Here is an 18,973-nt window from a genome sequence, read left to right as displayed (position 1 = left end):
CCAGGGGGCGGACCGACGTTCCGAAGATCGTCGACTGGTACATGGACGGCAAGATCGAGATCGACCCGATGATCACCCATACATTGAAGCTCGACGAGATCAACAAGGGCTTCGACCTGATGCATGCGGGCGAGTCGATCCGCTCGGTCGTGATCTATTGAGAGGCCGTGAAACGGGACCGTTTCACGCGCGAAGGAAACGCCAAGATGCTGACGGACACGCGCTTTCGAATGCCCGTTAACCCAATCGAAAGGACTTGCGCACGCCGCTACACGCGCGCGCCGCGGGTGTCTGAAACCGTATCGCACGACCCGAGGTCGGAATGCTGAGAACCACGACGGATGCGCTGGAACTGGTTTCGCAGAACCGCTGCTGCGGCGGGACGCAATCGGTGTTCCGTCACAGGTCTCAGGTCTGCGGCGGCGACATGACCTTCGGTGTCTTCCTGCCCCCGCAGGCGGCCAACCGGTCGGTGCCCGTTCTTTGGTACCTCTCGGGGCTTACCTGCACGCATGAGAACGCGATGACAAAGGCCGGGCTTCAGGCCCATGCGGCGCGGGCGGGCCTCGCGCTGGTCTTCCCAGACACGTCGCCGCGCGGAGAGGACGTGGCGGACGACAGCGCTTACGATCTCGGCCAGGGGGCGGGCTTCTACGTCAATGCGACGCGCGCGCCGTGGCGGGATCACTATCAGATGTACGACTACGTTACGCGCGAGCTTCGCGGCATCCTGCAGGGGGCGCTGCCGATCAGCGAGTCGCAGGGCATCACCGGCCACTCAATGGGCGGCCACGGCGCGCTCGTGATCGCGTTTCGCAATCCTGAACTTTACCGCTCGGTTTCGGCCTTCGCGCCGATCGTCAATCCGACACGATCGGAATGGGGCCGCAAGCAGCTGTCGGCCTATCTCGGCGACGACGAGGCGCACTGGGCGGCCTACGACGCCTGCCTGCTGCTGACCGAATGCGGCTGGGAGCGGGACATCCTTATCGATCAGGGCACCGAGGACCAGTTCCTCGATCTACTCAGACCCGGCGCCTTGGCCCAGCTAATGGCCGAGCGCCGGCAGCCTGGCGTCCTGCGCATGCAGGCCGGATACGACCACAGCTATTTCTTCGTCACGAGTTTCGGCGAGGACCACGTGAAATGGCACGCCGAGCGGCTATTGGCGGCGTGAACCCGAAGGGAGGGTGAAGAAACGAATGACTCTGGAGACGGCGATGAGGCGGCTGGCCGGTGTTCTGCTGATCGCAGCAGGGACAGTCGCGGCGCAGGCGCAGGAGGCGGGCGATGCGGCCAATGGCGAGAAGGTGTTTCGCAAGTGCAAGGCCTGCCATGACGTGGGCGAAGACGCGAAAGCGAAGGTCGGCCCGCCTCTGAACGGAGTCATCGGGCGGCCGGCGGCCGCGTACGAGGATTTCGCCTATTCCGACGCCATGAAGACCGCGGCTGCGGATGGCCTGGTCTGGAGCCCCGAGACCATCGCTGAGCTGTTGGAGAAGCCAAAGGATTTCGTACCCGGCACGAAGATGACGTTCGCCGGGCTTCGCAAGGAAGAAGAGCGCGCCGACGTGATCGCCTATCTGGCGACGTTCGCGGACGAATAGGAGCGACAGAAGGAGGACTGCGGGCAACAGGAATCAACTAGAGCCCACGCGTACCGGGCCGATGGGCGCGTGGCAAGGACTGGGAGAGCACAGGATCGGGCCGCGGAATGAGCAAAGCGGCATTCTTCAATGATCCGTGCGGGAGCAGGTCCCTGGATCGGCATTTCAGATGGGAGGACGACATGAAGAGACTTCTGATCCTGACGACGGCGATGACGCTGGGCGGCACCGTGGCCGCACAGGCCAATGCCGATCTTCAGGCCTTGATCGATGATCCGAACCAATGGGTTATCCAGACTGGCGACTACGCGAACACGCGTTACTCCGAGCTCGACCAGATCAACAAGGACAACGTCGGTGATCTGCAGGTCGCATGGACCTTTTCGACCGGGGTTCTGCGCGGTCATGAAGGCTCGCCGCTGGTGATCGGCGACGTGATGTATGTGCACACGCCGTTCCCGAATACGGTCTATGCGCTCGACCTCAACGAGGACGGCAAGGTGATCTGGAAATACGAACCCAAGCAGGACCCATCGGTCATTCCGGTGATGTGCTGCGACACGGTGAACCGCGGCGTCGCCTATGCCGACGGCAAGATCATCCTGCATCAGGCCGACACGACGGTCGTGGCGCTGAATGCCGAGACCGGCGAGGTCGCCTGGTCGGTGAAGAACGGCGATCCGGCGAAAGGCGAGACCAACACCGCCACCGTGCTTCCGGTGAAGGACAAGGTGATCGTCGGCATCTCGGGCGGCGAGTTCGGTGTGCGCGGCTCGGTCACGGCGTACAACCTGGCCGACGGTTCGCTCGCCTGGCGCGCCTATTCGATGGGCCCGGATGCGGACACGCTGATGGATCCGGAGAACACCACCCATCTCGGCAAGCCGGTTGGCGTGGATTCCGGCACCGCCAGCTGGGAAGGCGATCAGTGGGAGATCGGCGGCGGCACCACCTGGGGCTGGTACAGCTACGATGCCGACGAGAACCTGTTCTACTATGGGACCGGCAACCCTTCGACCTGGAACCCGGCGCAGCGCCCGGGCGACAACGCCTGGTCGATGGCGATCTTCGCCCGCGATGTCGATACCGGCATGGCGAAGTGGGTCTACCAGATGACGCCGCATGACGAGTGGGACTATGACGGGATCAACGAGATGATCCTGACCGAGCAGGAGGTGAATGGCGAGGCGCGCAAGCTCCTGACCCATTTCGACCGGAACGGGCTGGCCTATACGCTCGACCGGGTGTCGGGTGAACTGCTCGTGGCCGAAAAGTACGATCCGACGGTCAACTGGACGACCGGCGTCGACATGGACCCGGCCTCGGAGACCTACGGACGTCCGGCGGTCGTGGCCGAGTACTCGACCGAGCAGAACGGCGAGGACACGAACTCGGTCGGCATCTGCCCGGCGGCGCTTGGCACCAAGGACCAGCAGCCGGCGGCCTACAGCCCGAAGACCGAGCTGTTCTATGTGCCGACGAACCACGTCTGCATGGACTATGAGCCGTTCCGCGTCAGCTACACGGCCGGTCAGCCCTATGTGGGCGCGACGCTGTCGATGTATCCGCCGGCCGACAGCCATGGCGGCATGGGCAACTTCATCGCTTGGGACAATATCGCGGGCGAGATCAAGTGGTCCCTGCCGGAGAAGTTCTCGGTCTGGTCGGGGGCGCTGGCGACGGCGGGGGATGTCGTCTTCTATGGTACGCTGGAGGGCTATCTGAAGGCGGTGAGCGCCGAGACCGGGGAGGAGCTTTACAAGTTCAAGACGCCGTCCGGCATCATCGGCAACGTGATGACCTACACGCATGGCGGCAAGCAGCATGTCGCGATCCTGTCGGGCGTCGGCGGCTGGGCCGGTATCGGTCTCGCGGCGGGTCTGACGAACCCGACCGACGGGCTCGGGGCGGTCGGCGGCTATGCGGCGCTGAGCGACTACACCGCGCTTGGCGGTGTCATGACCGTGTTCACGCTGCCTGACTGAGCGGCCACACTCGCGAAACGGGCCGGCGCTCTGGGGCGCGCCGGCCCATCCATGGGTCAAGGGAACCGAAGAGCATATGACACGGATGATCAGGGCCCTGCCGCTCGCTATCCTGGCGGTGTCGGGCATTCCGGCCGCAACGGCGGTCGCCCAGACGGACACGGCGCCCGACAACGTCGCCGTCGGCTACGAGGAGGACGGGCGCTACTATACCGAGGACGGCGTGCCCACCTACAACATCGCTGAGGACGGGACGGTCGACTGGCTGACCTATTCGGGCTTCCGCCGCTACCACTCCGAATGCCATGTCTGTCACGGCCCGGAGGGCGAGGGGGGCAGCTATGCGCCGGCGTTGAAGGGCCCGGCGGTGACGATGGACTACTACGACTTCGTCGATGTCGTGACAAACGGGCGCGAAAGGGTCAGCGCATCGCAGCAATCGGTCATGCCGGCCTTCGGCACCAATCCGAACGTGATGTGCTACCTCGACGACATCTACACCTATCTCAAGGCGCGCGGAACCGGCGCGTTGCCGCGCGGACGCCCGCCCAAGAAGGAAGACAAGTCAGATGCGATCCGCGAAGCCGAGAACGCCTGCTTGGGGACGTGAGATCCCGCACAGGCGCGCGCATGTCACCGCGTTTGTCGTAACGGCAGTCATGTCGAGCACGGCCGTCCCGGCCGACGCGCAAGAGACCTCTGACCTCGTCTCCGACGCCGCATTTCGGGTCTGCGCGGATCCGGCCAACCGGCCGCTGTCGGTTGAAGACGGGAGCGGATTCGAAAATCGGATCGCAGAGCTGTTTGCCGGAGAGCTTGGCTTGCCGGTGAAATACACCTGGTTTCCGATGGCCACGGGCTTCATCCGCCGCACGCTCGCGGCGAATGAATGCGACGTGGTGATCGGCTACGCCCAGGGTGACGAGCTCGTGCTCAACACCAATCACTACTACACCTCGGCCTATGTCCTGATTGCCGAGGCGGACGGGCCGCTCGCTGGGGTCACGGCGCTGTCCGATCCTGCGCTCAAAGGCAAACGCCTCGGCGTCATCGCCGGCAGCGCGCCGGCCACGCATCTAGTTCGCAACGGATTGATAGCGGGGGCGAAGGGCTATGAGCTGTTCGTCGACCGGCGTTATCAGGACCCGTCGGGCGATATGCTGGCCGACCTGGAAGCCGGCACGATCGACGCCGCGATCCTTTGGGGACCGATCGGCGGGCCATTGGTGAAGGCCAGTCATCCCGACCTGAAGGTCACGCCGCTGATGAAAGAGCCGGGCCAGCCGCGCTTGTTCTACCGCATCACAATGGGAGTCCGGCAGGGCGAGAAGGCGTGGACGCGGCGGCTGAATTCGCTGATCCGCCGCAATCAGGACAGGATCGATGCGATCCTCGCGGATGCGGGCGTTCCGCTTCTGACCGATATGGGGACGGAGCTGAAGGATGTCGCCGAATGATCCGGACCGTCGCCTTCGCGCTGGCGCTGATGCCCGTTTCGGTCGTGGCGGACGCGCCAGAACCCGAGGGGTTTCGCGAGGACGCTTACCGCGCGCCTGTTCCCTCGACGCTCGCAGGCGGCACCGTGGTCTCCTCAGAAGAGGCGCACGCGCTTTGGAGCGCGCGCGGGGCTGCATTCATCGACGTGCTACCGCGTGCGCCCAAGCCCGACAAGCTGCCCGAAGGCACGATCTGGCACGAGAAGCCGCGCCTTTCGATCCCCGGCGCACTGTGGCTGCCAAACGTGGGCTACGGCCAGATCGCCGAACTGACGGACGCGTACTTTCGCGCCGGTCTATCCAAAGCCACCGACGGAGACAGGTCCAACCCGATCCTGATATTTTGCCTCGACGAGTGCTGGATGAGCTGGAATGCCGCAAAGCGGGCGCTGCAGTACGGCTATTCGACAGTCTACTGGTACCCCGAAGGCACCGACGGGTGGGAGTTCATGGACTATCCGCTTGAGGAATTGTCGCCGGAGCCGGAACCGCCGAGGCCCTAATGGCCTTGATCGACCCCCACCGCCCGGCGGCACAGCGGGCTGCGCCGGCCTGCCCCCACGGGGTGGCGCGGCCCGCACTTCTTTCAGGGGGTTGATGCAGTGATGCAGGCATCAGTAATCTGCCAGCTTCCGGCTTGCATGGGCCACGGTGCCGTCTGTGTCGGTCATCGTGACGTCGATGCCACGCGTCCGGGCCGGGATCGACAGCGTGAGTTCGGGGTTTTCCGACAGTGAGATGGAGCCCGTGACCTCGGCATAGGGTTCGCCGTCGAGCTCGACTGTGACGTTTTCCACGTAGCGCATCGGGATGAAGAGAAGCGTAATCTGGTCCATCTGCATGCCAGAATGGCTCGGGTGGTCGATCGACAGGCTCATCTCCATCTGCCCGGCGGAGAGATCGGCAAGGGTGCCGGCGGCACGACTTGAATTCCCGATGCCGATCGTCATCTCGCCCAGGCCGGCGAGCGCGTCTTCGGGGTTGGTTCCGGGCGGCGCAGCGCACGCCCCCTGACCCATGGTCTTGACGAAGCCTTCGGTCATGAAAAGCTTACCGTCGGCGGTTTCGGCCACGACATGGACCGGCGTGGGGCCGTTGAAGCGCAAGGTCGCTTCGAAGCGAAAACGCGGCATGGGCTCGGCCAACCGGATGACGGCTGAAACAGGCATCGGGTTTTCGTCGAGGACGACGGTGACGGCCGCGATTCTTAGCCCCGGAGGCGCGGCAAGCGAAACGCCGATGATCGTGCGGCTGTCGTTGGCGCTGCGATAGGGCGCGTCGAGCGCGACCACGTTGTCGCCAGATTGGAGCACGCGTTCGCCGTAGAGAGCCGCGCGGATGTCAGGCCAACTGCTCTCATCCGCGAATGCAGGCGGGGCGAGCGCCAGAAGTAGGATGGTAGCCAGGGCGCGCATGTAGTTCATTTTCCCGCCGTTCATCCGCCGAACTTCGCCGCTAGGGCTTCGAGCCCGGCCTGGTAGACGGCCGTTGCAGCAGCCGTGGCCGCGTCGTCGGTCTGGCCCTCGGCCGGTTCGGCGCTGGTGTCGTAGCGCTTGAACGTGCCGCTCCACTCGACGGTCGATCCGCCGCCGTCGGCGGCCATGACCGTGATCCGGCTGGAATAATCACTGACCGGCAGCACCTCGGGTGGCGTCTCGGTGATCGTGTAGGCATATGTCATTGCGCCCGCATCGTAGTCTTCGAGTGTTTCGGAAATCGTCGGTCCGCCCACTTGCCCGACTGTCAGCACACGGGTCGCGCCGGGTTCGCTTCCGCCTTCACCTTCAGTCGCGACGACCGCCGGATGCCAGCTCATGTCCTGGAAATCGCCGATCACGGCCCAGACGTCGGCGGGCGCGGCCGCGATGTCTTCGCTGAGGGTCACCTGATACTCGGCCGTTTCCTGGGCGGGTGCGAGCGTGGGCAGAACGAGGATTGGAAGCATCGCGAGGGGGCGGAGTGTGAGCATGGCAGACCTCAATTCTTGAAGAAGTGGTTCTTGAAAATGTAGCGCATGCCGCGCAGCCAGCTTTCGTCGGTGTTGGAGCGGATGTCGACTGAGAGGCCGCGCACCATCTCCCCGTCTCCGGCATCGCGCATGACAAGGTTCATCGACAGGATCAGGTTGGACACCTTCTGGACTTCGCCGACTAGCGCGTAGTCGGCGCCGAGTTCGGAGGCGAAGCGGACCTCGCATCCGTTGCAGTCGGCAGGGTTCGCGATCGTGTCGAGTTTGTCCGCGACGGGCGCCGTCGGCAGCAGCATGAAGCCTTCGTGGGCGAACCGAGCGCGGACCTCGTCTTCGAGCAGCGTGACACGGGCCGTCTGGTCGGCGCGCTCGCCGTCGTAGGCGCCCTCGGTTGAGGTGTCGGTAAAGGTGATGCCGAAAAACGCGACGGTGGCGTCATCCTTGAGCGGCCCGCCGTATTCCGCAGCCATGCCGCAGGCCGGCATGGCGATCAGCCACAGAAGAACCGGACCGCGTGTCATGGGCGAAAAGTGTAGGGAAGTGCGAAACGGGGGCAATGCGCCATAAGTCTCGGTTTCACGTGGCGCGAGGAGGGCGCATCCTTGAGAAGGGATTCGTGGGAAAATGGGAGGTTAGCCTGCGAATATCGATCTGGCGCAGCCTGCTTGGCGGCTGTCTGGCGCTTCTGGTGTGCACCCTCGCGGTGCAGGCCGTGGAGGTCAGGACAGCCGTATTGCGCGTGGACCGCGAGCTTCCCCTGCCGATTTCCAGGCTCGATATCCAGCCCGATAATCTGGGCTTCGCGGGGGCCGAACTGGCGACGGAGGACAACCAGACGACGGGCACTTTTCTCGGGATGGAGTTCACGCTTCAGACCGTTGTCGTTCCGCCGGACGGCGTTGAGGAGGCTGTCGGCAATCTCGTTGCCGCGGGCACAGTTCTGCTCGTGGTTCTGGCCAGTGCCGACGAGACGCTCGCCGCCGCCGACAGCGCGGGCGAGGGGGCGCTCATCCTGAACGCGGGCGCTCGGGACGAGGCGCTTCGCGAGGCGGAGTGCCGGGCGAACCTGCTGCATGTCGCGCCGAGCCGGCAGATGCTTGCGGACGCTCTGGTGCAGTTCCTCGTCTGGAAGCAGTGGAAACGCGTGTTTCTGATCCAGGGGTCGCATGCAGTTGATGCACTATTGGCCGAGGCGTATCGGCACGCGATGCGCAAGTTCGGGTCGGAGATCGTCGACGAGCGGGTCTTTGTCGATACTGGCGGCGCGCGCAGGACGGATACCGGGCACGTGCTCGTCCAGCGCCAGATCCCGACCTTCACCCAAGAGGCGGAGGACCACGATGTCATCGTCGCCGCCGACGAGGCGGACGTTTTCGCCGCCTATCTGCCATTTCATGTCTGGGAGCCGCGCCCGGTTGCGGGATCTGCAGGGCTGATGCCGGTCACGTGGCACCCGGCGCTCGAGGCCTGGGGCGCGACGCAGTTCCAGCGGCGGTTCGAGAGGCTGACGGGCCGGGGCATGCGCGAGGAGGACTACCAGGTCTGGCTCGCGCTGCGCGTCATCGGCGAAGCGGTGACGCGGACCGGCTCGGCCGACCCGGCGGCGATCCGGGATTACGTGCTGTCGGACGCGTTCGAACTTGCCGCGTTCAAGGGGCAGAAGCTGACCTTTCGCGACTGGAACGGGCAGATGCGCCAGCCGGTCCTGCTGACGGACCGGCATATCATGGTCTCGGTCTCGCCGCAGGACGGTTTTCTGCACCAGGTCTCGCCCTTGGACACACTGGGCCGTGACCGTCCTGAGACGGACTGCACCGCGTTCGGAGGAGGAGGATGAGACTTATTGCGCCCCTGACCCTGGTCGCAACGCTATCGCTCGCGATACCCGCCGATGCGAACAAGGTGTTCGTTACCAACGAACGCGGAAACACGTTCACGGTGCTGGACAGCGAGACCTGGGAGGTCATCGGCGAATATCCCGCCGGCAACCGTCCGCGCGGTATCACCATGAGCCCGGATGGCAGCGAGCTTTACATCTGCGCTTCGGACGACGACACAGTGCGTGTATTCGACCCTGAGACCTACGAAGAGATACGGACATTGCCGTCGGGCCCGGACCCGGAGTTGTTCGTGCTGCACCCGTCGGGCAATCCACTTTACATCGCCAACGAGGACGACAACCTCGTGACCGTGGTCGACGTCAAGACGCGCGAGGTCCTGGCCGAGGTGCCGGTGGGGGTGGAGCCCGAAGGGATGGCGATCAATCCCGAGGCGACGGTGATCATCAATACCTCCGAGACGACGAACATGGCGCATTTCATCGACGCGGAGACCTACGAGATCACGCACAACGTGCTGGTCGACCAGCGACCGCGCTTCGCCGAATTCACAAAGGACGGCACGAAGCTATACGTCAGTTCAGAGATCGGGGGGACGGTCTCGGTAATCGACATGACGCTGCCAGAGCCCGCGATCATGAAAAAGATCACGTTCGAGGTGCCGGGCGTGCTGCCGGAATGGCTGCAACCCGTGGGTGTTCGCGTGACGGCGGACGATTCCCGTATCTTCGTGGCGCTCGGCCCGGCCAACCGCGTGGCGGTGATCGATGGTGAGACGGACGACGTGATCGAGTACCTGCTCGTCGGTCAGCGGGTCTGGCAGATGGCATTCACGCCGGACGAGAAATACCTGATCACGACGAACGGGAACTCCAACGACGTGAGCATCATCGAGGTCGAGGCCGAGGAGGTCATCAAGTCCGTCCAGGTGGGTGAACAGCCCTGGGGCGTCGTCGTGGCACCGGATTGAGAGAGGGAGAAGATGAAGAAAATCATGGCTGCCATCGTTGCGCTTGCGGCAATGCCCGCAAGCGCGGCCCCGCTTTGTGACGACTTCGGGTTCGCGGGCCTACTCGCCAACTGCAACCGGGGCGATCCGATCGTACTGACGCTCGCGTCGGGCCAGCCGCTGGCGGCGGGTCCTGTGGCGCTTCAGTCCGGCGCGTATTACGAAGTTCAGATCACTGCCGACGGCTCGGCGGAGCTTGCGCTGTCCGGCCCCGACTTCTTCCGCGCGATCTGGATGAACGAGATCGTCATCGACGATATCGAGGTCCGGCCGATGGCGATCGACAGTCTCGAATTCGACGACGCGGGCGAGGCAACGCTGTCCTTCATCGCGATCAAGCCCGGCAGCTACACGCTTTCGATCCCCGGCACGACCGGGGAGAGCCAAAGGGTTTCAATCACCATCCAGTGACAGCGATCTTGCGACTTGGGAGGATGAGATGAACACGTTGAAGCGACTGGCGCTGAGCCTCGCGGCGGCGCTCTTTGCCGGGTTCGCCCAGGCGCAGGACCTGCCGCATCTGCGTGCGGGGATGCTGGCGACGGGCACCGTCGGCTGGGAGGCGGCGGTGATCAAGGGCAACAAGCTGGATGAGGCGAACGGCTTCGTCCTCGACATCCAGGACTATGCCGACAATCCGGCGACGCGCATCGCCTTCGAGGGCGGCGAGGCGGACGTGATCGTCGCTGACTGGATCTGGGTTGCGCGGATGCGGGCCGAGGGGCGGAACTACGTCTTCATCCCCTATTCCCGCGCCGTGGGCGGGCTGGTGGTCAAGGACGACAGCGGCATCAAAGCGCTGCCCGACCTGAAGGGCAAGAAGATCGGTATCGCGGGCGGCCCCTTGGACAAAAGCTGGCTGATCCTGCGCGCCTATGCCGAGCAGGAATACGGTTTCGACCTAGCCGCCGAGACCGAGCAGGTCTTCGGCGCGCCGCCCCTGATCTTCAAGGCCGGTCTTGAGGGCGAGACGGCGGGCGCGATCAACTTCTGGCACTTCCTCGCCAAGATGAAGGCCAAGGGGATGCACGACCTGATCTCGGTCTCCGAGGCGGCCGAGGCGCTTGGCCTCGATCCCGACACGCCGCTTCTGGGCTATGTGCTGAAGGGCGACTATGTGGCCTCCAATCCGGAGGTTGCAGAGGGTCTCGCCCGTGCATCGCGGGCGGCGAAGGAGCTTCTGAAGAGCGACGATGCCGCTTGGGAGGGTCTGCGCGAGCGGATGGGCGCGGCCGACGAGGCGGAGTTCGAGGCGCTCCGGGAGGGCTACCGCGACGGTATCCCGAGCGGCGCGCCGGTGGACGAGGCGGCGGCCGACCGGTTTTTGCAGCTCATGGCCGAGCTTGGTGGTGCGGAACTGGTCGGCAAGGCGACGACATTGCCCGAGGGGGTGTTCCTGACGCTTGAATGACGCACTGACCCATCCCGCGGCGATCCGCGTCCTGTCTGTCCTGGCACTCGTTGTGCTCTGGATCGCTGCGGCTGCGGTGACGGCGGATCCGCTGATCCTGCCGCAACCCTGGTCATTGCTCGCGCCCTTCGCGCAGGAGGTTGAGACGGGTCGCTTACCGTGGCATCTATGGAAGACGCTCACCCGCGTGATCTGGGCCTTCGTGCTGGCGATGTCGCTGGGCGTCGTGCTGGGTCTGCTCATGGGGCGGCTGCCGGCAGTGGATCGCTGGCTCGACCCGTGGCTCGTGGTGTTCCTGAACCTGCCCGCGCTGGTCTTGATCGTGCTCTGCTATCTCTGGATCGGACTGAACGAGACGGCGGCGATTGCAGCGGTGACGCTGAACAAGGTGCCGAACGTCACCACGATCATCCGCGAGGGCGCGCGGGCGCTCGATCCCGGCCTTTCAGAGATGGCGCAGGTCTTCCGAATGCCGGCGGGCCGGCGGCTGCGTCACGTTGTGCTGCCGCAACTCGCGCCGTTCATCGCGGGGGCGGCGCGGTCGGGGATCGCGGTGATCTGGAAGATCGTGCTGGTCGTCGAGTTCCTCGGCCGCTCTAACGGAATCGGGTTCCAGATCCACCTGCATTTCCAGCAGTTCGCCGTCGGCATGGTGCTGATCTACTCTCTCTCCTTCATCGTGGTGATGCTGCTCGTGGAGTGGCTTGTGCTGCAGCCGTTCGAGCGGCGGGTGCGGCACTGGAGGACCGCGTGATCGAGGTCGACATCGCGTCGAAGGCGTTCGGGGCGGAGGAGGTGCTGCGCGATGTCCGCTTCTCGGTGGCGCCGGGCGAGGTGCTGGCGATCCTCGGCCCTTCCGGGATCGGCAAGTCGACGCTTCTGAGGATTGCGGCAGGGATCGACCGCGATTTTCGGGGCAAGGTCAAGCGTCCCGAACGGGCGGCGATGGTGTTTCAGGAGCCGGTTCTGATGCCGTGGCGCACGGTGGCGGAGAACCTGTCGCTCGTCCATCCGGGACTGGGGCGCGACGGCACGCTCGCCGCGCTCGACCGGGTGGGGATCGCGGACAAGGCCGACCAGTTCCCGCGCCAGCTGTCGCTCGGCCAGCAGCGGCGCGTGGCGCTCGCCCGGGCGATGGCCGAGGCGCCTGAGGTGCTGTTCATGGACGAGCCGTTCGTGTCGCTCGACCCCGACACGGCCGAGGAAATGCTGGCGCTGACCGAACGGCTGATCGCGGAGGTGCGGCCCGCCACCCTCTTCGTCACGCATTCCGAGGCGGAGGCGCGGCGGCTCGCGACCCGCATCCTGCGTCTGACGGGGCGGCCCGCGACAATCTCTGTGCCCAAGACTGGCGGGTGATGCGCCGCTCCTCATTGGTTCCTACATGGATGCTTATCGCCGCACGCTACGTTGTGTAGACTGTAGAAAGGGCGAGTTGGGATAGGGTGAACATGGACGATCGCACGGATGACTGGATCGACCGGTTCGAGGGACTGAGGCGTCTTCCACAGGACATTCGCGACGATCTGGTCAAGGGAAGCCAGGTGATCGACTTGCCGGCCGGCACGCAGGTGTTCGCACCAGGCCAGTCAGCCGACAACCTGCTATTGCTGCTCGACGGCACGGTTCGGGTGCAGCAGAAGTCGGAAACGGGGCGAGAGGTCTTTCTCTACCGCGTAAATGCGGGCGAAAGCTGCGTATTGACCACCGCCTGCATGCTGGCATTCGAGGATTATTCGGCCGACGGCATCGCCGAGACAGACGTGCGCGCAGCCGCAATTCCCCGGGCGACGTTCGACGACCTCGTCGCGCGGTCGCCCGTCTTCCGCCAGTTCGTCTTCAAAGCCTATTCACGGCGCATCACTGATCTCTTCACGCTCATCGATGATATCGTCTTCCAGCGCGTGGATGTGCGCCTTGCCGCGCGGCTATTGGAACTCGCCGATCAGGATGGCGTTGTGCGGGCGACGCATCAGGTTCTGGGCAACGAGCTGGGCACCGCACGCGAGGTCGTGTCGCGGACGCTGTCCGAGTTCCAGCGTCGGCGCTGGATCGAACAGGCGCGTGGCGAGGTCAGGCTGACCGGACGTCAGGGGCTGCAGCGGCTCGCGCGCGCTGTCGGAGAACGGTGACCATGTCACCGTGACTTCGCGATGGGTATGCGATGACGCAGCCCTCGGTGATTCTCTGGACGGACGTGATGACGAACGGTACGAGCAAAGCATTTCAAAGGTTCCGCGCTCGGCCTGGTGCGGACGTGCGCCGCGGCCGTTCCAAGAATAGAATGGAGGAAGACAGGAGATGACCGTGATCGAGACCGTATTCACGCCTTGGGCATCGCTCATTGGGGGCATTTTGATCGGGCTGTCCTCTATCCTGCTGATGGCGGCGCTGGGCCGCGTCATGGGGGCGACCGGGATCCTCTCGGGGCTGTTGCAGCGCCCTGCTCCGGGCGATGCAGTGTGGCGGATCGCCCTGCTTCTGGGGATGGTGACGGGACCGCTGGCGGTCAGCCTCGCCACGGGCGCGATGCCGGTGGTGCAAGTGCCGCTATCCACCGGGATGCTGGTGGTCGGCGGGCTACTCGTTGGTCTCGGCGTGACCTACGGGTCGGGCTGCACCTCGGGTCACGGCGTCTGCGGCATGGCGCGGCTGTCGCCGCGCTCGATCGTTGCCACGGCGACCTTTATGGCCGCGACGAGCGTGACGGTTTTCGTGCTGCGCCACGTTATCGGAGGGTGATCCCATGCAGGTGATCGTGATCTATCTCATCGGCCTTGTCTTTGGCGTCGGGATTTCCATCTCCGGCATGGCGAGCCCGGCCAAGGTTCTGAACTTCTTCGATTTCGCGGGCACTTGGGACCCGTCGCTGATTCTGGTGATGGGCGGCGCGCTCGTCGTGACCTTCATCGGCTACCGGGTGGTTTTCGGCTGGAATCGCCCGGTTTTCGCACAGACATTCCAGGTCCCGACGCGCCGCGACATTGACCTGCCGCTTATCGGCGGCTCGGCGCTCTTCGGCCTGGGCTGGGGCATTTCGGGCTTCTGCCCGGGTGGGGCGCTTCCGGCGCTTGGCACCGGTCGTGTCGAGGTCTTCATCTTCATCGCCGCCATGATCGCGGGCATCCTCGCGGCGCGTGGACTGCAGACGCTTACGGGCCGCCGCGCTGCGGCAGTGCGAAACTGAACTCTGGAATGGAGGTAATCGACATGACCGACTATCCCGTGAATCTCGACATCAAGCCGGACGTCAAGGCATTCTTCGACCCGGCCACCAACACGATTTCATATGTCGTGAAGGACCCGGCCTCGGACGCCTGCGCGGTCGTCGACTCCGTCATGGACATCGACTACGCCGCCGGGCGCATCAGCTACACACATGCCGATGAGATCATCGCCTACGTGAAGGACAACGGTCTGAAGCTTGACTGGCTGATCGAGACGCATGTGCATGCGGACCACCTGTCGGCCGCGCCGTATATCCAGGACAAGCTCGGCGGCAAGCTCGGCATCGGGCGCAATATCACCGTCGTGCAGGAAACCTTCGGCAAGGTCTTCAATGAAGGCACCGAGTTCCAGCGCGATGGCAGCCAGTTCGACAAACTCTTTGACGACGGCGACGTCTACATGGTCGGTGAGATGAAGTGCTTCGCCATGCACACGCCGGGTCATACCCCCGCCTGCATGACCCATGTGATGGGCAACGCGGCCTTCGTGGGCGATACGCTGTTCATGCCCGACGGTGGATCGGCGCGGGCCGACTTCCCCGGCGGCGATGCGGGTGAGCTTTACGACAGCATTCAGAAGGTTCTGAGTCTGCCCGACGAGATGCGGCTGTTCATGTGCCACGATTACGGGCCGAACGGCCGCGACATCCAGTGGGAGACCACGGTGGCCGACGAAAAGGCGTACAATATCCATGTGGGCGGCGGCAAGACCAAGGAAGAGTTCGTGAAGTTCCGGACCGAGCGTGACGCGCAACTCGACATGCCGAAGCTCATTATCCCGTCGCTGCAGGTCAACATGCGCGGCGGAGAACTGCCCCCGGCCGACGAAAGCGGCAAACGCTATCTCAAGGTGCCCGTCAACGGTCTCTGAGCCGGGACTTACATCGCCATATCACAAGGAACTCCGCGATGGACCTTCGTAAGATCGCTGACGGGCTGTCCGTCAGCCCTCAAGTCATGCCGTCCGACGTTCCGGCGCTGAAGGCCGAAGGCTTCCGGGCGATTATCTGCAATCGCCCCGACGCCGAGGCCGCCGATCAGCCCGGCCATGAAGAGATGTCGGCCGCGGCGACCGCCGAGGGTCTGGAATTCATTTACCTGCCGGTGACCCCCGGCATCGTCACCGACGAAACCGCCCGCGCCTTCGGACAAGCGCTGCGCGACCTGCCGGGCCCGGTGCTTGCCTATTGCCGGACCGGGACGCGGTCCGCGACGCTCTGGTCGTTGAGCGAGGCTAATCGCCGCCCGCTGCCGGACATTCTCGGCGCGGCGAAGGCTGCGGGCTACGACATGAACGGTGTGGCGCGGCGCATTGCAAACGGGGGCAGGACGCCGACCGATACGGGCGATGCGAAGTTCGACGTCGTGATCGTCGGCGCGGGCGCGGGCGGCATTTCGGTCGCCGCAAGCCTCAGGTCGCGCAAGTGCGATCTGGATATCGCGGTGATCGACCCGGCCGACATACACTACTACCAGCCGGGCTGGACGATGGTGGGTGGCGGCATCTTTGAGCCGCGCGACACCGCCAAGACGATGGGGAGCCTCATTCCGAAAGGCGTCCACTGGATCAAAGCCGCCGTCGCGGCATTCGAGCCTAAGGACAACGCCGTCGTGCTGGATGGCTGCCGGGTGGTAAAATACGACCGGCTGATCGTCTGTCCGGGGCTGAAGCTCGATTGGGCCGCGGTCGAGGGGCTGGAAGAGACGCTTGGCCGGAATGGCGTGACCTCGAACTACCGCTACGACCTGGCGCCTTATACGTGGCAGCTGGTGCAGGGAATGACGGCGGGAAGGGCGATCTTCACCCAGCCGCCGATGCCAATCAAATGCGCGGGTGCGCCGCAGAAGGCGCTTTATCTTTCGGGCGACGCCTGGCACCGGCGCGGGGTTCTGAAGGATATCGACATCCAGTTCATGAATGCGGGCGGCGTGCTGTTCGGCGTGAAGGATTATGTCCCGGCGCTGATGGGCTATGTCGACAAATACGGCGCGGACCTTAACTTCTTTCACAATCTGGCCTCGGTGGACGGTCCCGCGAAGAAGGCTACCTTCCGGATCGCCAAGCCCGAGATGGAGCCCACCGAAGTCAGAGTTGAGTTCGACATGATGCATGTCTGCCCGCCCCAGACCGCGCCGGACTTTATCCGCGTGTCTCCCCTCGCCGATGCAGCGGGTTGGGTCGATGTCGATCAGGCCACTCTGCGTCACAAGACCTTCGACAACGTCTGGTCGCTCGGTGACGTAATGAACGCGCCGAACGCCAAGACGGCGGCGGCGGCGCGCAAGCAGGCGCCTGTCGTAGCCGAAAATATCGTCGCGGATATCAACGGCGGGTCTCCCGTCGCGCAATACGACGGCTATGGTTCTTGCCCGCTGACGGTCGAGCGCGGCAAGATCGTGCTGGCCGAGTTCGGCTATGGCGGCGCGCTGAAGCCATCGTTCCCGAACTGGCTGGTCGACGGCACGAAGCCGAGCCACGTGGCCTGGCTTCTGAAGGAAAAGCTGCTGCCGCCGATCTACTGGAAGGCCATGCTTCGCGGCAAGGAATGGCTGGCGAAACCCGAAAAGATCCGCGTTGCCGCGGAGTGAGACCCTCGGCGGGCGCAAGGTCCCGCCGCCTTCAGGACCCTGAGAGATGATGCAACGCTTCGCCCGATACCTGCCCGTTCTCGACTGGGGTCGCACCTATTCGCGCGAGGCGTTGTCGAACGACCTGATCGCGGCGGTGATCGTCACGATCATGCTGATCCCGCAATCGCTGGCCTATGCGCTGCTTGCCGGTCTGCCGCCCGAAGCGGGGATCTATGCCTCGATCGTGCCGATCATCCTTTACGCGATCTTCGGCACCAGCCGGGCGCTGGCCGTAGGGCCGGTCGCGGTCGTGTCGTTGATGACGGCGGTCGCGGTGGGCCAGGTCGCGGAACAGGGGACGATGGGCTATGCCGCCGCCGCGCTGACGCTCGCGCTCTTGTCGGGGGCGATCCTCGCGCTCATGGGGGTCTTCCGGCTGGGGTTTCTTGCCAACTTCCTCAGCCACCCGGTCATCGCGGGCTTCATCACCGCGAGCGGCGTGCTGATCGCGGCGAGCCAGCTGAAGCACATTCTCGGCGTTGACGCCGAGGGCCATACGCTTGTCGAGATCGTCCTGTCGCTCGGGCGCCATCTCGGAGACATTGACCCGGCGACGCTTGCGATCGGCGTCGCGGCGACGGCGTTCCTCTTCTGGGTCCGCAAGGGGCTGAAGCCGCTGCTGCGGAAGCTCGGACTGTCGCCGAGGCTCGCCGATGTCGCGACGAAGGCCGGCCCGGTCGCGGCGGTGGCGGTTACGACTTTGGCGGTCTGGGGCCTTGGCCTCGCCGACCGGGGCCTAGCGATCGTGGGCGAGGTGCCGCAAAGCCTGCCGCCCCTGACGATGCCCGCGCTCACGACCGACCTCTTGGGCGCGCTCTTCGTACCGGCGCTGCTCATTTCGATCATCGGCTTCGTCGAGTCGATCTCGGTCGCGCAGACGCTGGCGGCGAAGAAGCGCCAGCGCATCGATCCGAACCAAGAGTTGATCGGGCTTGGCGCCGCCAATCTCGGCGCGGCCTTTACCGGCGGCTATCCGGTCACCGGCGGCTTCGCGCGATCAGTTGTGAACTTCGACGCGGGCGCGGAGACGCCCGCCGCCGGCGCCTACACCGCAATCGGGCTCGCCATCGCCGCCGTCGCGCTGACGCCGCTCGTCTATTATTTGCCAAGGGCGACGCTCGCCGCGACCATCATTGTCGCGGTCCTGAGCCTCGTCGATTTCTCGATCCTCAAGAAAACCTGGGCCTATTCCAAAGCCGATTTCTTTGCGGTCAGTGCGACAATTCTCCTGACGCTGGGTCTGGGTGTCGAAGTCGGCGTGTCGGCGGGTGTTCTCCTGTCGATTGCGCTGCACCTTTACAAGACCTCCCGCCCGCACGTGGCCGAGGTGGGGCTTGTCCCCGGCACCCAGCACTTCCGGAACATCCACCGCCACAGGGTCGAAACGGACGAGAGGCTTCTGACGCTGCGCGTCGACGAAAGCCTCTACTTCGTTAATGCGCGTTTTCTTGAGGAGATGATCCTGAATCGGGTGGCGGGGAATGAAGCGCTGCGTCACATCGTCCTGATGTGCTCGGCCGTGAACGAGATCGACTATTCGGCGCTGGAACGGCTCGAGGGGATCAACCGGCGGTTGGGCGAGCTTGGCATCGGCTTCCATCTGTCCGAAGTTAAGGGGCCGGTCATGGACCGGCTGAAGACCACGCATTTTCTCGACGAGCTGAACGGGCAGGTCTTCCTGTCGCAGTACGACGCATGGCGGTGCCTCGCCACGAATCCGGCTGTCCGTAACGCGGCGGAGTGATTCTGCGCCCTGTGCTGCACTGGACAGATCGGCACCTTTGCGGTCTTCTGAGCGCC

21 protein-coding genes and 1 pseudogene are annotated in these 18,973 nt (G+C 64.6%); 19 read left to right on the top strand and 3 right to left on the bottom strand.

Annotation, left to right across the window (positions count from 1 at the left end):
* From DEA8626_RS19475 to DEA8626_RS19445, 7 genes and pseudogenes are all read left to right on the top strand, one after another.
* Positions 1 to 161: pseudogene (locus DEA8626_RS19475) on the top strand (S-(hydroxymethyl)glutathione dehydrogenase); the annotation flags it as partial.
* A 161-nt stretch (positions 162 to 322) separates the two neighbouring features.
* Positions 323 to 1,177, top strand: coding sequence for an S-formylglutathione hydrolase (gene fghA / locus DEA8626_RS19470; protein WP_108854912.1), 855 nt, complete (start codon positions 323 to 325; stop codon positions 1,175 to 1,177).
* Positions 1,178 to 1,202: 25 nt separating this feature from the next.
* The gene (locus DEA8626_RS19465) at positions 1,203 to 1,607 is read left to right on the top strand and encodes a c-type cytochrome (RefSeq protein ID WP_181366528.1); all 405 of its coding nucleotides are present in this window, start codon (positions 1,203 to 1,205) and stop codon (positions 1,605 to 1,607) included.
* A gap of 182 nt (positions 1,608 to 1,789) precedes the next feature.
* Complete coding sequence (locus DEA8626_RS19460) at positions 1,790 to 3,592, top strand: methanol/ethanol family PQQ-dependent dehydrogenase (RefSeq protein WP_108854911.1); 1,803 nt, start codon at positions 1,790 to 1,792, stop codon at positions 3,590 to 3,592.
* Between the two features lie 76 nt (positions 3,593 to 3,668).
* A complete protein-coding gene (locus tag DEA8626_RS19455; RefSeq protein WP_108854910.1) occupies positions 3,669 to 4,202 on the top strand; it encodes a c-type cytochrome, methanol metabolism-related in 534 nt (177 codons plus the stop codon).
* A 49-nt stretch (positions 4,203 to 4,251) separates the two neighbouring features.
* Complete coding sequence (locus tag DEA8626_RS19450; RefSeq protein ID WP_245890934.1) at positions 4,252 to 5,049, top strand: substrate-binding domain-containing protein; 798 nt, start codon at positions 4,252 to 4,254, stop codon at positions 5,047 to 5,049.
* A complete protein-coding gene (locus DEA8626_RS19445) occupies positions 5,046 to 5,591 on the top strand; it encodes a PQQ-dependent catabolism-associated CXXCW motif protein (protein ID WP_108854908.1) in 546 nt (181 codons plus the stop codon). Before DEA8626_RS19450 ends, DEA8626_RS19445 begins: the two co-directional genes overlap by 4 nt.
* 111 nt (positions 5,592 to 5,702) lie before the next feature.
* Here the strand turns inward: DEA8626_RS19445 and DEA8626_RS19440 are convergent, their stop codons facing one another.
* The 3 genes from DEA8626_RS19440 to DEA8626_RS19430 are packed head-to-tail and all read right to left on the bottom strand — an operon-like array spanning position 5,703 to position 7,578.
* A complete protein-coding gene (locus DEA8626_RS19440; protein ID WP_245890933.1) occupies positions 5,703 to 6,527 on the bottom strand; it encodes a quinoprotein dehydrogenase-associated SoxYZ-like carrier in 825 nt (274 codons plus the stop codon).
* A complete protein-coding gene (locus tag DEA8626_RS19435; protein ID WP_108854907.1) occupies positions 6,524 to 7,057 on the bottom strand; it encodes an SRPBCC family protein in 534 nt (177 codons plus the stop codon). The genes DEA8626_RS19440 and DEA8626_RS19435 overlap by 4 nt, the downstream gene beginning before the upstream one ends.
* 8 nt (positions 7,058 to 7,065) lie before the next feature.
* Positions 7,066 to 7,578 (bottom strand): DUF3280 domain-containing protein, encoded by a 513-nt coding sequence (locus DEA8626_RS19430; protein WP_108854906.1) that lies wholly within the window; start codon positions 7,576 to 7,578, stop codon positions 7,066 to 7,068.
* Positions 7,579 to 7,718: 140 nt separating this feature from the next.
* Between DEA8626_RS19430 and DEA8626_RS19425 the strand changes: the two genes are divergently transcribed.
* The 12 genes from DEA8626_RS19425 (at position 7,719) to DEA8626_RS19370 (ending at position 18,917) form a co-directional block, all read left to right on the top strand.
* Entirely contained in the window at positions 7,719 to 8,894 is a 1,176-nt protein-coding gene (locus tag DEA8626_RS19425) for an ABC transporter substrate-binding protein (RefSeq protein WP_438502452.1), read from the top strand.
* Entirely contained in the window at positions 8,891 to 9,865 is a 975-nt protein-coding gene (locus tag DEA8626_RS19420) for a YVTN family beta-propeller repeat protein (RefSeq protein WP_108854904.1), read from the top strand. The genes DEA8626_RS19425 and DEA8626_RS19420 overlap by 4 nt, the downstream gene beginning before the upstream one ends.
* 12 nt (positions 9,866 to 9,877) lie before the next feature.
* Positions 9,878 to 10,315: a cupredoxin domain-containing protein gene (locus DEA8626_RS19415; RefSeq protein ID WP_108854903.1), complete on the top strand. Its 438-nt coding sequence runs from the start codon at positions 9,878 to 9,880 to the stop codon at positions 10,313 to 10,315.
* Positions 10,316 to 10,343: 28 nt separating this feature from the next.
* Positions 10,344 to 11,315: an ABC transporter substrate-binding protein gene (locus DEA8626_RS19410; protein ID WP_108854902.1), complete on the top strand. Its 972-nt coding sequence runs from the start codon at positions 10,344 to 10,346 to the stop codon at positions 11,313 to 11,315.
* A complete protein-coding gene (locus tag DEA8626_RS19405; protein WP_108854901.1) occupies positions 11,308 to 12,069 on the top strand; it encodes an ABC transporter permease in 762 nt (253 codons plus the stop codon). Before DEA8626_RS19410 ends, DEA8626_RS19405 begins: the two co-directional genes overlap by 8 nt.
* The gene (locus DEA8626_RS19400; protein ID WP_108854900.1) at positions 12,066 to 12,674 is read left to right on the top strand and encodes an ABC transporter ATP-binding protein; all 609 of its coding nucleotides are present in this window, start codon (positions 12,066 to 12,068) and stop codon (positions 12,672 to 12,674) included. The genes DEA8626_RS19405 and DEA8626_RS19400 overlap by 4 nt, the downstream gene beginning before the upstream one ends.
* 92 nt (positions 12,675 to 12,766) lie before the next feature.
* The gene (locus DEA8626_RS19395) at positions 12,767 to 13,447 is read left to right on the top strand and encodes a Crp/Fnr family transcriptional regulator (RefSeq protein WP_108854899.1); all 681 of its coding nucleotides are present in this window, start codon (positions 12,767 to 12,769) and stop codon (positions 13,445 to 13,447) included.
* A gap of 169 nt (positions 13,448 to 13,616) precedes the next feature.
* Positions 13,617 to 14,057 carry a YeeE/YedE family protein gene (locus DEA8626_RS19390; RefSeq protein WP_108854898.1) on the top strand — a complete coding sequence of 147 codons (441 nt, stop codon included), beginning with the start codon at positions 13,617 to 13,619 and terminating at the stop codon, positions 14,055 to 14,057.
* A 4-nt stretch (positions 14,058 to 14,061) separates the two neighbouring features.
* The gene (locus tag DEA8626_RS19385) at positions 14,062 to 14,502 is read left to right on the top strand and encodes a DUF6691 family protein (RefSeq protein WP_108854897.1); all 441 of its coding nucleotides are present in this window, start codon (positions 14,062 to 14,064) and stop codon (positions 14,500 to 14,502) included.
* Positions 14,503 to 14,525: 23 nt separating this feature from the next.
* Positions 14,526 to 15,413, top strand: coding sequence for an MBL fold metallo-hydrolase (locus tag DEA8626_RS19380; protein ID WP_108854918.1), 888 nt, complete (start codon positions 14,526 to 14,528; stop codon positions 15,411 to 15,413).
* Between the two features lie 38 nt (positions 15,414 to 15,451).
* The gene (locus DEA8626_RS19375) at positions 15,452 to 17,131 is read left to right on the top strand and encodes a bifunctional protein tyrosine phosphatase family protein/NAD(P)/FAD-dependent oxidoreductase (protein WP_108854896.1); all 1,680 of its coding nucleotides are present in this window, start codon (positions 15,452 to 15,454) and stop codon (positions 17,129 to 17,131) included.
* A 49-nt stretch (positions 17,132 to 17,180) separates the two neighbouring features.
* Positions 17,181 to 18,917 carry a SulP family inorganic anion transporter gene (locus tag DEA8626_RS19370; protein ID WP_108854895.1) on the top strand — a complete coding sequence of 579 codons (1,737 nt, stop codon included), beginning with the start codon at positions 17,181 to 17,183 and terminating at the stop codon, positions 18,915 to 18,917.
* Positions 18,918 to 18,973 lie beyond the last annotated feature (56 nt).

Origin of the sequence: Defluviimonas aquaemixtae, from assembly GCF_900302475.1 — a bacterium.
GTDB lineage: Bacteria > Pseudomonadota > Alphaproteobacteria > Rhodobacterales > Rhodobacteraceae > Albidovulum > Albidovulum aquaemixtae.
The sequence above is the reverse complement of the archived record's forward strand: the minus strand, read 5'-3'. Positions and strand labels throughout refer to the sequence as shown.